Source organism: Enterovibrio sp. FF113, assembly GCF_041439165.1.
In the GTDB taxonomy this organism is placed as follows: Bacteria; Pseudomonadota; Gammaproteobacteria; order Enterobacterales; family Vibrionaceae; genus Enterovibrio; species Enterovibrio norvegicus_A.
The window spans coordinates 178,041-190,886 of sequence record NZ_JBGONO010000007.1 but is presented as its reverse complement, the minus strand read 5'-3'; the positions used below and the strand labels follow the sequence as shown (position 1 = coordinate 190,886).

Annotated in this window: 11 protein-coding genes; 5 read left to right on the top strand and 6 right to left on the bottom strand. The window is 47.7% G+C overall.

What is annotated here, in order from left to right; genetic code table 11:
• Positions 1-11: 11 nt before the first annotated feature.
• From ACED36_RS07790 to metN, 5 genes are all read right to left on the bottom strand, one after another.
• Positions 12-287 carry a SelT/SelW/SelH family protein gene (locus tag ACED36_RS07790; protein WP_371733048.1) on the bottom strand — a complete coding sequence of 92 codons (276 nt, stop codon included), beginning with the start codon at positions 285-287 and terminating at the stop codon, positions 12-14.
• Between the two features lie 8 nt (positions 288-295).
• Positions 296-1,060 carry a sulfite exporter TauE/SafE family protein gene (locus ACED36_RS07785; protein WP_371733047.1) on the bottom strand — a complete coding sequence of 255 codons (765 nt, stop codon included), beginning with the start codon at positions 1,058-1,060 and terminating at the stop codon, positions 296-298.
• 146 nt (positions 1,061-1,206) lie between these two features.
• Positions 1,207-2,019, bottom strand: a complete 813-nt coding sequence (locus ACED36_RS07780; protein ID WP_371733046.1) for a MetQ/NlpA family lipoprotein — start codon at positions 2,017-2,019, stop codon at positions 1,207-1,209.
• Positions 2,020-2,069: 50 nt separating this feature from the next.
• Positions 2,070-2,762, bottom strand: coding sequence for a methionine ABC transporter permease (locus ACED36_RS07775; protein WP_016959342.1), 693 nt, complete (start codon positions 2,760-2,762; stop codon positions 2,070-2,072).
• Positions 2,752-3,786, bottom strand: a complete 1,035-nt coding sequence (metN, locus tag ACED36_RS07770) for a methionine ABC transporter ATP-binding protein MetN (protein WP_016959343.1) — start codon at positions 3,784-3,786, stop codon at positions 2,752-2,754. Before metN ends, ACED36_RS07775 begins: the two co-directional genes overlap by 11 nt.
• A 967-nt stretch (positions 3,787-4,753) precedes the next feature.
• Between metN and ACED36_RS07765 the strand changes: the two genes are divergently transcribed.
• The 4 genes from ACED36_RS07765 (at position 4,754) to ACED36_RS07750 (ending at position 8,634) form a co-directional block, all read left to right on the top strand.
• A complete protein-coding gene (locus ACED36_RS07765) occupies positions 4,754-5,863 on the top strand; it encodes a TRAP transporter substrate-binding protein (protein ID WP_371733045.1) in 1,110 nt (369 codons plus the stop codon).
• A gap of 74 nt (positions 5,864-5,937) precedes the next feature.
• The gene (locus tag ACED36_RS07760; protein ID WP_371733044.1) at positions 5,938-6,504 is read left to right on the top strand and encodes a TRAP transporter small permease subunit; all 567 of its coding nucleotides are present in this window, start codon (positions 5,938-5,940) and stop codon (positions 6,502-6,504) included.
• Positions 6,501-7,880 (top strand): TRAP transporter large permease subunit, encoded by a 1,380-nt coding sequence (locus ACED36_RS07755; protein ID WP_017005504.1) that lies wholly within the window; start codon positions 6,501-6,503, stop codon positions 7,878-7,880. The genes ACED36_RS07760 and ACED36_RS07755 overlap by 4 nt, the downstream gene beginning before the upstream one ends.
• Positions 7,881-8,025: 145 nt before the next feature.
• Positions 8,026-8,634: a LysE family translocator gene (locus ACED36_RS07750; RefSeq protein WP_198928386.1), complete on the top strand. Its 609-nt coding sequence runs from the start codon at positions 8,026-8,028 to the stop codon at positions 8,632-8,634.
• On the opposite strand, the gene ACED36_RS07745 is transcribed toward ACED36_RS07750, so the two are convergent.
• Complete coding sequence (locus ACED36_RS07745; protein ID WP_017004719.1) at positions 8,631-9,731, bottom strand: two-component system response regulator; 1,101 nt, start codon at positions 9,729-9,731, stop codon at positions 8,631-8,633. The genes ACED36_RS07750 and ACED36_RS07745 overlap by 4 nt on opposite strands.
• 272 nt (positions 9,732-10,003) lie before the next feature.
• On the opposite strand from ACED36_RS07745, the gene ACED36_RS07740 reads away from it, so the two are divergent.
• Positions 10,004-12,811 carry an ATP-binding protein gene (locus tag ACED36_RS07740; RefSeq protein ID WP_371733043.1) on the top strand — a complete coding sequence of 936 codons (2,808 nt, stop codon included), beginning with the start codon at positions 10,004-10,006 and terminating at the stop codon, positions 12,809-12,811.
• Positions 12,812-12,846 lie beyond the last annotated feature (35 nt).

The following is a 12,846-nucleotide window of genomic DNA, read 5'->3' as shown; positions in this document are numbered from 1 at the left end:
TTGGAAAAGCCTTAGCGGTCGTTATGTCCCAAATCACGATCAGGATCGAACACATCGCGGACGCGTTGTTTCAGCACCTTGGCTTCGGGAAAGCCACCATCGCGTTTGCGCTCCCAAATGATCACCCCATTGCAGTGGACTTCAAAACGTCCGCCGGTATCAGGGTGAAGTGTAAGGCTGCCAATTTCCTCACTAAAGGTAGAAAGCAGTTCTTGCGCCATCCAGGACGATCGCAACATCCAGTTGCATTGACGGCAGTAGTAAATATCGATATTCATTTTGTCCATGATGTTCCTTACCATGCGCCCCAAAGCAGTTTTAGTCCGATAGCGAACGTGAGCCACTCAAAGGCGACTTTTATCAGCTGATTGCTGTACTTGTCAGCCATGTAAGCGCCCAAGTAACCGCCGAGTAACGACCCAAGCAGTAGTGCGGGTATCCAAGGCCAGTAAATATTGGCGCCGGCGACAGCAAGTGTTATCGCCCCTAATCCATTCCAAAAGATACCGACGCTGACCAATGTAAGCGCAACGGCCTGTTTGTAATCTAAACCGAACCATCGTACCAAAAACAGCGTCACGAAAAGCCCTGTCCCCGCTGTTAAAGAGCCATTGAGTATGCCAATCACACTTAACCCGATGCAGCCTATCACCAAGCCCAAGGTGTCACGATGCTTTGGCTCTGCATCTTGCCCCAAGCTTTTTCGCATTCGGGAATAGAGGCCGAGCGCAATGATCAGCGCTCCCAGCAGTGCTTCTGCCAAAGGACCGGGTACAAACAAGATAAGATTCGCACCTGTTATCACGCCCGCAGCACCCGCTAAAACCACATAAAGCGTGAGTGCGGGGTCGAGGTTACCGCTTCTCCAGTGTTTCAGTGCTGCACCCAAACCAAGGGCAACAGACGCCACTTTGTGGGTCGCAAGCGCGATAGAAAATGTCAGACCAAGGAATAACAACAGGGGAAGTTGAAGTAAGCCTGCGCCGCCGCCAGCGAGAGAGGCGAGAGTATTTGAGATCAGTGAGCCGACAAATAGGCCAAAGGTTGCGAGAATATCCATATTCGCTCAGTTAACAAGAGATGGGTTGGCAGTCGTTATGCTGCGATTGAGTGTTGATACCACGGCGAGAGAATGGTTACCAGTAACACAGAAAAGAAAAAGCCTGTGACGAGCACAGGCTTTAGTTCGAAATGAAAGGTAAGTGATTACCAGCCTTTCACTGCGCCACCGTCAAAGATGTCCATTGCAGCACTGAATACCGCATCAGATTGGTAAGCCTGAACGAATTGCTGAACGTTCTGCGCTTGAACATTGTCAGTGCGAGCCACAATCAGGTTCACGTACGGAGACTCTTTATCTTCAACAAAGACACCGTCTTTTTCTTGTGAAAGACCAATAGTCGCTGCATACGTGCTGTTGATGATTGCGAGGGTCACATCGTCCAGTGAGCGTGGAAGTTGCGCCGCTTCTAGCTCAACAATATCCAAGTTCTTTGGGTTGCCTACGATATCCAGTACCGTTGCTTGAAGGCCTACGCCCTCTTTCAACGTCAGCAAGCCTTGCTCTTCAAGAAGAATCAAAGAACGGCCTAGGTTTGTTGGGTCGTTAGGTACCGCGATCTGTGCGCCATCTTGGATTTGCTCAACAGACGTCACTGTGTTTGAGTAACCCGCAATTGGGTAAACCAAGGTGTTACCTGCAATAGTGAATTTGTAACCACGGTCGCTGATCTGCTGGTCCAAGTATGGCTTGTGCTGGAAAGCATTGGCATCAATGGCGCCTTCTTCCAGTGCTGCATTCGGCGAAACGTAATCCGTAAACGTCACCAGCTCCACGTCTAAGTCATATTTTTCTTTTGCCACTTTTGCTGCGATTTCGGCAACTTGCTCTTCTGCACCCGCCATCACACCGATTTTCACTTTGGTCAGATCGACCGCTTTTTCTTCACCACAGCCAGTGAGTACTAGTGCTGACGCTAAACCTAAAGCGGTGGCGATTTTTTTAAGATTGAAAGTCATTTGCGCATCTCCTATGAGCTTAAATTTCCATTATTTTTGATTTTCTATATTTATCTGTGGTCGACCCGTTTTACGAAGTAATCACCGGCCGATTGAATCATTTGCACCAGTATGACGAGCATGACAATGGTGATCATCATGACGGTGCCATCAAAGCGTTGGTATCCGTAGCGAATGCCGACATCGCCCAGGCCACCGCCGCCAACGGCTCCCGCCATCGCGGAATAGCTCACCAGCGTGACCAAGGTGATCGTTACGCTGTTCACGATGCCAGGCAGGGCTTCTGGTAACAAAACCTTACGGATGATTTGCAGCGGTGTGGCACCCATTGCTTGCGCCGCCTCAACAAGACCTGAAGGCACTTCAATCAGTGCACCTTCCACAAGACGGGCAATGAAAGGAATAGCGCCAACAATCAAAGGCACGATGGCTGCGGCTGTACCTATCGAGCTACCCACCACAAGGCGAGTAAACGGAATGATGGCAACCAGTAATATGATGAAGGGAATAGAGCGACCAATGTTCACTATGGCCCCTAAGCTGCGATTAAGTAGCTTGTTTTCCAGCAACCCACGTGGTTTGGACAGATGAAGCAAGACACCTAAAGGAATACCAAACACAAAGCCGATGAAACCAGAGACAAACACCATGGTGAGGGTTTGGCCGAGTGCATCAATCAATAAGCCTACAAGTCGTTCGTTTTCCGCGAACCAGCCAGAAATAGCAGCAATATTAAGCGACATAACCAAGCACCTCGATGTTGACGTTGTGTTCTTTTAAGTATTCCAATGCGCGTGTGACATCTGGTGCATCACCGAAAAACTCTGCCAGCATGAGGCCGAATTTCACGCCGCCTGCGTAATCCATGTCTGCACTTAGGATGCTCACATCGATATTGAATTTGCGCGAAACTTGGCTCACTAATGGGGCATCCACGCTGGTGCCAGTAAATTCAAGACGCACCAAGGGCGGCAGTGAGCCTGTGTGTTCAACTTGCAGACGCGCTGCGTAATCTTGAGGAATCGACAGGTTTAGGGTGGCGCGAATAAAGTCGCGGGCAAGCTCGGTTTTTGGATGGGCGAAAATATCGCCGACCGTGCCTTTTTCTACCAATTTTCCGTCACCAATAATTGCCACTTCATGACAGATGCGCTTTACCACATCCATTTCATGGGTGATCAGCAAGATAGTTAAACCTAACTTTTGATTAATCGTTTGCAGCAGATTCAAAATTGAATGGGTGGTGGCAGGGTCCAAGGCGCTGGTGGCCTCGTCGCATAGTAGGACTTTTGGGTCACTGGCGAGTGCGCGCGCAATCGCCACGCGTTGCTTTTGACCGCCACTCAGATTCGCAGGATAAGTATCGTGCTTGTCTTCAAGGCCGACCAGTTCGAGTAGCTCGGTCACTTTCTTTTGGACATGTGCCTGTTCTTTGCCAGCTAATTCGAGTGGCAACGCCACGTTATCAAATACAGTGCGGGAAGAGAGCAAATTAAAGTGCTGGAAGATCATGCCGATCTTTTGGCGTTCTCGCGTCAGTTCTGACGCTGAAAGGCGGGTGAGTTCAACACCATCGACGCTCACACTTCCGCTTGTTGGGCGTTCCAACAAGTTAACAATACGAATCAAGGTGCTTTTACCTGCGCCAGATGCGCCGATAACCCCAAAAATTCTGCCCTGTGGAATGTGAAGGTCAATATCACGCAAAGCATGAATTGTTTTCACGCCCTGCTTGAATTCTTTATTAACCTGACTAATTTCGATCATAATCCATCCTGGACAAAATTGTGTTAAATAATCGTTAAAATGTAGTGATAATCGTTGCTTTTATTCCTCACTCTGGAATTTGATGCTATTTATAGTCGAACGACAAGTCAATAGGTATTTTTACGGCTAGACGTCTATACGTTTATTTAAGGGAAGCACAAAGACTGTGTTTTAAGAAATCTCAGCAAGGCAGGATGCTTACGGGGAAGGGCTCTATAGCAATACCCAAACCTGAACGGTTTGTAATTAAATTTCTGTTGTTCGTGAAACAACTGATTGGTTTTTGCACTAATGCACGTTTCTAATGTCGATTTACACTACGGTCTTTCGTTAATTCTATTCGCTTAATAAATACGATCCTACTCGACTCTTCCGCATGCAACATGCTTCAAAACCGTTGATATGTTCTCGCTCGCCTTGCATTGAGGGCATTATCGCCATCGGAAAAATCGGGTTGTGGAACGTCATTGTTTGCAGCATCGTTTTCAGGATATTGCGTTTCCAATGGCTTGGGTCTTCAAGGTGACTTTGGGGGTCATTGATGCGTTGATTTGCCGATATATGGTGACATTTAAAGATGCGTTAAGTTAACGCGAAAACGTTTTTTGTTTCGACAAAAAACACGATGACATGCCTTCCTGTGGGAAGGCATTTTCGTCTCTACCAAAAAAATGTAAACACAACGCGCAGGGATAAGGTTGACGCGGCGTAGCACGTCATTGGTCGCTCACAGAGCGCGTTATCTATCATATGTTTATATTTCTAGTGATCATTGTTTGACCAACTTCAAACAACCTTGCCCTTTTACTACTTGCTGGTTGCGATAATAGGTAAAGTTATCGCAACAAACCATTAACTCATCGGTGTGATTGATGAGTATCGTGTTAGTAAGGCAGTGCCTACTTTTAGATGTAAACCTTCAGTACTGCTAAACCTTTCGCCTTTCCCAAGCAAGGAGATAACTCTCATGTATAAACGTCGTTCGTTTCTTGCCGCAACAGCAGTCGCACTGAGTGTGCTGCTATCTGGTTGTGGTGAAGAAAAGCAGGAAGCAAGTGCGCAGGCTCAGCCAGCAGCACAAGAAAAAATTAGTTGGAAAATGGTAACGACTTGGCCGAAAAACTTCCCAGGGCTAGGTACAGGTGCAAATAACCTTGCTGAGCTAATCACCGAGATGAGTGATGGGCGTTTGGACGTGAAAGTATACGGTGCAGGGGAACTTGTTGGCGCACTGGATGTGTTTGATGCGGTATCTCGCGGCACAGCAGAACTGGGTCACGGTGCAGGTTACTACTGGAAAGGCAAAGCGCCTGCAGGTCAGTTCTTTGCAGCGGTTCCTTTTGGTCTGACAGCACAAGAAATGAACGGTTGGATCTACAACGGTGGTGGTCTTGAGCTTTGGGCTGAAGCCTATGAACCTTTCGGTATCATCCCTATGCCTGCGGGTAACACCGGTGTGCAAATGGGGGGGTGGTTTAACAAGGAAATTAATACCATTGGCGATCTAGAAGGTCTAAAAATGCGTATTCCAGGCCTTGGCGGTGAAGTATTGAAACGTGCGGGTGGTACACCAGTATTGCTGCCCGGTGGTGAGATATTCCCGTCACTGCAATCTGGCGCGATTGATGCGACTGAGTGGGTTGGCCCATACAATGATCTGGCCTTTGGTCTGCACAAAGCCGCAAAATACTACTACTACCCAGGTTGGCATGAGCCAGGTACAACGCTAGAAGCGCTGATCAACAAAGAAGCGTTTAATAAGCTACCTAAAGATCTTCAATCTATCGTTCTCGCGGCGACGCGCGTAGCGAATGCTGACATGTTGGCTGAGTTCACTGCCCGTAACAACGCTGCATTGGAAAGCCTGATTGGTGAGCACAAAGTCGAGCTTCGTCCTTACCCAGCGGAAGTGCTGAGTGAACTGCAAGTGTTGGCGGATCAAGTGGTTGCCGAGCAAGCTGAAGTGGATGAAGTGAGTAAGAAAGTGTACAACTCTTACAAATCATTCCGTGACCAAGCGATTGATTGGCATGCTATTTCTGAGCAAGCTATGTTGAATGCCCGTAATCCGCAATAACCTTTAAGAGGCTGTCTATGGCAGCCTCTTTTTCTTTTCCATTAAGCCCAAAAGGCTGAAGTTAGAGTAGTAGTATGGATACCGCCTCTCCTCGTCTTATTGCCCTTATTAAGGGCATTAATCGTTTTAGTGACTGGACAGGACGTTTTGTTTCTTGGTTCGTGTTAGCCATTGTGCTGATTACCTTTGTGGTCGTCGTTATGCGCTATTTGTTTAACTCGGGATCTGTTTTTCTGCAAGAATCCGTCCTTTATTTTCACAACTACGTCATCATGCTTGGCGCTGCTTACGCGCTGTTAAAAGGCGCCCATGTTCGCGTTGATATTTTTTATCGCCCCGCGTCTGAACAGAAAAAAGCCTGGGTCGACCTGCTTGGCTTTTTGTTCTTATTACTTCCGACATGCGCGTTCATTTTCTATATCGCATGGGATTACGTAGCGGCCTCATGGCACGTCATGGAAGGCTCGCAAGAAGCGGGTGGCGTTGATGCCAAATACCTTTTTAAAACCAGTATTTTATTGATGCCTGCTTTGATGATTTTACAAGGTATTGCTGAAGCCCTTAAATCAGTACTCACGATTACTGGGCATCAAGACATTGCTAAACAACTCGAAGACCACGACGAGGAGCACGCGTTATGAGTGAATTCCTCGCTTTATTTCTTTTTCTGTTTACCTTTGGCGTCCTCCTTGTGGGTTATCCCGTCGCGTTTACGCTTGGCGGTTCTGCGCTCTTGTTCGCGTTTATTGGGACAGTCACGGGTACGTTTGATCCTGCTTTTTTAGAAGCGATACCCAACCGTATTCAAGGCACCTTGGCCAATGAGTTGCTTGTTGCGATTCCGTTGTTCGTTTTTATGGGGGTCATGCTAGAGAAATCTCGTATTGCCGAAGACTTACTGGACACCATGGGACAAGTGTTTGGAGGCTTGGCGGGGGGGTTAGGTATTTCCGTGACGATCGTTGGGATGCTGCTTGCCGCCAGTACCGGCATTGTGGGCGCAACCGTGGTCACCATGGGTTTGCTCTCATTGCCATCGATGATGAAGCGCGGTTATTGCCCCAAGCTGTCAACGGGCATTATTTGCGCCTCGGGAACGCTGGGACAAATCATTCCACCGTCAATTGTCTTGGTATTGCTGGGGGATGTCATTTCCTCTGCGTATCAACAAGCGCAACTAGACCAAGGGATTTTTTCGCCAGACAGCGTCACTGTTGGTGATTTGTTCTTGGGCGCGTTGATCCCAGGCTTCATGCTGGTGGGTATGTACATTCTTTACCTCATTTTCGTTGCCATTACGCAACCTGAGCGTGTGCCGCCGATCCCAGCGGAAGAGCGCAAAGTGAGCAAAGAGCTTTGGATGCAGGTGTTGACCGTATTGTTCCCACCTGTGATGTTGATTGTTCTGGTGTTGGGTTCAATCTTAGGCGGCGTAGCAACGCCGACAGAAGCCGCGTCTGTCGGCTCTGTGGGTGCAATCATTTTGGCAATGAGCAAGGGCATGTTTAATCTGTCAATACTTCGTCATGTGCTGCGTAGCACCACTGAAGTGACGGCGATGGTGTTCTTGATCCTCATTGGTGCGTCACTCTTTGCTTTGGTATTTCGTGGTTTTGGTGGCGATGACATTGTGAGAGACTTTCTGACAAGTCTGCCTGGTGGCGTATTTGGCGCGATGGCACTGGTGATGTTGGTGTTGTTCTTATTGGGCTTCTTCCTCGATTTTATCGAGATCACTTTTGTGGTTGTTCCGATTGTAGCGCCGATTCTGCTGACCATGGGTGTTGACCCTGTGTGGCTGGGTATCATGATTGCCTTGAATCTGCAGACGTCATTTCTCACCCCGCCGTTTGGTTTCTCGTTGTTCTACCTGAGAGGTGTTGCGCCTGATTCCATATCAACGTCTGATATTTATCGTGGCGTTATACCATTCATTTTCATTCAGCTTCTAATGCTGGGCTTGCTTGCCTATTGGCCAACGCTCGCGACATGGCTGCCTGAATTGGTATACGGATAAATTTTGATGAGTTTAAAGCCTCTTTTGGGAGGCTTTTTTTGTCTCATTAATTACACTTGACGAAATGACCCTGCACAGTTTCTACTAAGCGACTTTTAGTTTGCTTTTGTCTGGAGATAACGTGACATCTGCTGTTGATATCGCCATGTTGGCGGTGTTTATTCCCACCTTTTTCTTTGTTTCAGTGACCCCTGGAATGTGTATGACTTTTGCCATGACGCTCGGCATGAGTATTGGCGTAAGAAAAAGTCTGCATATGATGTGGGGTGAGCTGATTGGCGTTGGGCTGGTCTCTTTGGCGTCAGTGGTCGGTGTCGCTGCGATCATGCTCAATTATCCGAGCTTGTTCATGGTGCTCAAGTACGTTGGTGGTGCCTACTTGTTTTATCTGGGCATTCAGATGTGGCTATCTCGCGGAAAAATGGCCATTCCAGATGACTTATCAGTGAATGGAAATACCTCTCCACTATCGTTGGCAACGCAAGGGTTTGTGACTGCTATTGCCAACCCTAAAGGCTGGGCATTTATGGTGTCCTTGCTGCCACCATTTATTAACCCTCAAGCTGCACTTCCTCCTCAGCTAGCGGTACTGATCGGCATAATCTTGATGACAGAGTTTAGCTGTTTGATGTTGTATGCGAGTGGTGGGCGCACGTTACGCCATTTCCTACAAAAAAGTGGGAATGTGCGGCTGATGAACCGTATTGCAGGTACATTAATGATGGCTGTCGGTGTTTGGTTGGCGGTTGGTTAGTCTTTGTAGGTGTCTGCAATTTTAATAAAATCGTTTTTCATATCAAACATCAAATCGACCAGCATGGGATCAAAATGGGTCCCTTTGCCTTCACGAATGATTTCAAACGCTTCATCGTGCGACATGGCTGATTTGTAAACGCGTTTACTCACCAACGCATCAAATACATCGGCAACAGCCATGAGTCGCGCACTGAGCGGAATGTCTTCTCCGATCAGACCTTGCGGATAGCCCGAACCATCCCATTTCTCGTGGTGCCCATAAGAAATTTCTTTTGCGGCACTCAAGAACGGATAATGCGCGTCCACTTCTTTTTCCGCTTTTACGATGGCGTCATAACCCAGCTTGGCGTGGGTTTTCATTATCTCGAATTCTTCTGCTGTGAGTTTGCCCGGCTTGAGCAAGATAGCGTCAGGGATCCCTACCTTGCCAATGTCATGCAGCGGCGCGGTTTTAAACACCATGGTGATGTATTCTGCAGTCACAAGCTCCGGGTATTTGCCTCGCAAATAGAGCTGGTCGGCCAAAATCTTCACATAGTATTGTGTACGTACGATGTGATTACCCGTTTCCTGATCGCGGGTTTCAGCAAGACTTGCCAATGCATTGATGGTGACATCTTGAATGACACTGAGCTCTTTCACCCGACGTTGAACTTCGGCTTCAAGGTATTCATTTTGATCGTGTAGAAAATCTTGGGATGCTTTGTTTTCTAGGTGGATCTTGATGCGAGCCATCGTGATGGGCGGACTTAATGGCTTTTTAATGTAGTCCGCAGCACCAACGGTAAAGCCAAATTCTTGGTCTTCAGCTTTTGATTTTGAGGTGAGAAAAATCACGGGTATGTCGCATGCACTCTTTTTCGCTTTAATTTGGCGACACACTTCATAGCCATCCATGCCAGGCATAACGACATCCAGCAGAATGAGATCGATAGAAAACTTCTCTACGATAGCTAGCGCAGTTTGGCCGTTCGTTGCTGCTTTTACTTCATAACTGTCTTTCAGCATTTCACTGACGAACACGAGATTCTCGGGCGTATCGTCAACGACCAGGATGGTTGCGCGTTTTTTCTGTTTGCTTTCCGGTGACTCCATCAACGGGATCCTGATTCACTTTTCACTAATTCAATCCTAGGTCTACTCTTAATAATGTTCCAACTATGAGTCGCATTAATTTAATTTGAGACATGCATTTAGCGTCAAAACGAGATGCTTGATGTACCAACGAAAGCCTTGTTGGTTTATTGGCAGCATGCGAATGATGTTTTTCGGCCCCAAAGGTAGGTGCCCGTTTTGATTTCGACGCGGGCGGATTGCAATTCGACATAATGGAAATGTGCTGTTTGAGACAGCACTCTGCGGTGACTATGACCCAACTAGTAAAATTGTTTGGTGTGTTTACATTGTCTTTTCCTTTGTCTGTATTGGGCAAGGAAGAGCATGGATATTTGTCGGGGACGAGCCTTCCTCCGGTTGATCAAAGCGTTGTGGCTGATGCAACGAGTATCATCACATTGCTGGTTATCCTTCTTCTTGCTCTCGCTGGTGCGTTAATCTTTAACAGCGCCATGAATAAGCGCGCGCAAGAAGAGTTGCGAGAACAACGACAAGCGTTAATGCAAAAAGAAAAGGAACTACAAATCGCAAAAAAATCTGCGCAGGTATCGCATCAGGCTAAGCGCGATTTTCTTTCCAACATGTCTCATGAATTTAGAACACCGCTCAACGCGATTTTGGGTATGTCTCAACTTGCCCTAGATAGCGGCTTAGACTCCAAGCAGCAGCGTTATATACGGCGTGTTGTCACCTCTGCGCATTCTTTATTGGAAGCGGTCAATGCCACCCTAGATTTTACCAATGTAAAAGCGGGCAACCTCGAAATTGAATGGGTGGAGTGTAATGTTGAAACCATTCTTTCACCGGTAACTAAGACATTGGGTGAGCGCGCTGATGAAAAAGGCCTCTTGTTATGTGTCAATGTCGACATGAACATTCCAAAGGTGATCGATGCGGATACCGTTCGCATGACGCAGGTATTGATGGCGCTCGGCGATAATGCGATCAAATTTACTGACGAAGGCGAGGTCACGATCTCTGTTTCCTTGGAGTCGCGTCGCGAAGACGATGTGAAGATCCGATTTGCGGTCAATGACACTGGGATCGGTATTAAGCGAAAAGATCTCGATCTGTTGTTTCAGCCATTTTCTCAAGCCGATTCATCGACGTCTCGCTCCAAGGGGGGGAAAGGGCTCGGTTTGTCGTTGGCGAAAGAGTTGGTGGCGCTGATGGGCGGCAATATTCAAGTGGAGAGTCGGCTTGGTGAAGGAACGATGCTTTCTTTCACGCTGCCTTGTCAGTCTGGCGTGAGGGGAAATACGCGATTGGGTGGTGCATGGTCGCGCGCATTAACGACAAAAAGTGTGTTGGTGATAGCAACCAATACGACCCTGCAAGGCAACATTTGTGACCCACTCGTTTATGCCGGAGCAAACGTCAGTCAATGTCGTAATCTTGCTGAATTAGAAGAGTGTCAAAAAGGAATAGAAAGAGGGAATTACGCAAACATTGTCGTCGATTGGGCAGGTATTAGTGCAGAAATGACGTCGTTATTGACCTCTGTTCTGAGTGGCTTAAAGACATCGCCATCGGTATTGCTGCTTTCTGGCCCCGATCACTGCTTGGATGTGCCGGAAACTCGCCCATCCTTTACGTTTAAATGGCTAGCCCTGCCGACACTTCCTTCTGCATTGCTTCGTGCGATTACCGATGAGCGCCACTCTGTCGCCCCAATCAGGCATAGTGCTTATGATCGCGACTCAGAGTTAGAGCTTGAAGATATTCCTGAGTGGGAGTTGGTGATACGCGATCGCATGGTGCTGCTGGTTGAAGACAACTTGATCAATCAAGAAGTCGCTATTGGTGCCATGGAGTGTTTACCCATCAATGTATTGGTGGCAAATAATGGTGATGAGGCGATTCAAATACTGAAAGAACATGCCGTCGATTTAGTGTTAATGGACATGCAGATGCCCGTGATAGATGGCGTGACAGCCACAAAGATTATCCGTCGAGAAATGGGGATGACAGCGCTACCGATTTTAGCCATGACGGCAAATACGGATGCCCATGATGTGGCGGCCTGTCGGGAAGCGGGCATGAATGAGCACATCGCGAAACCCATCAATTTTGAACTCTTGAAAGATCGCTTAATTCATTGGCTAACCAAAGGTGATCCTGCGGCACCTCCAATCGAATCTGTCACATCAGAAACCGAGATTTCTCCATCGGTCACAACATCCCAAGCGGCTTCTTTGGATGAAAAGCGCCAAGCTGATAGTGAGGCAGTGTTAATGGCTAAAACGTTGTCTCATGCGCCAGAGCCAGAGCCAGAGCCAGAGCCAGAAGTTAAGGCTGAGGTGCAAGCTGATACGCAAAAAGAAACGGAATTAGTACCAGAATCAAAACCTGAACCAGAGCCAGAAATCGTACTCACATCGCAACCGCAACAACAAGGTGATGAGGCAGGAAAAAACCGAAGGAGAGCAACAATGGAATACACCGAAACCATGTTCGACCTGATGGTGGATAATGTCCCTGGTATCAATCTTGCTGACGGCGTTAAACGCTTGGGGGGCAACAAAGCAAAATATCTCAAAATCCTGTCGCTTTTCCTCAATTCTCAGGTGAGTTCTGTCGAGCAATTGCTGACGTCGGATGACAACAGCGAGAAAGGCATTTTGGCGCACTCGTGTAAAGGTGCCGGCAGCAACATAGGCGCGGATGAAATGGCCGATGTCGCCTCTGCGTTGGAAGACAAATACAACGCGGGCGAGCCAGTGTCAGAAAGTGAAGTGCTCGTGCTGAAATCGATGATTATCGCTGCCATTGAAAAGTTTGATGAAATAGCCGCTAGCGCGGAAGAAACGCCTGAGCCGCAAGTTGACGAAGAAATCAAACCGCTTGATGCTTATCTTGTTGAGCAGCTCAATGCGTTGCAGGTTAGCTTGCAAGAGTTTGATATTGAGGTGCAGGATAAGGTGACTGTTTTGGCGAAAGCCTTGCCGCAATGGTGCAACCAGCTTGAGGAATTCCAGCGTTTGCAAGAGGCGATAGGCCAATTTGATTTTCTGACTGCAGAAGACCACCTTAAAGATTTGAAAAAGAAAACAGGTTAAGCGCTCAGTCAACGAAAGAGTAAAGGAGCGAGGCA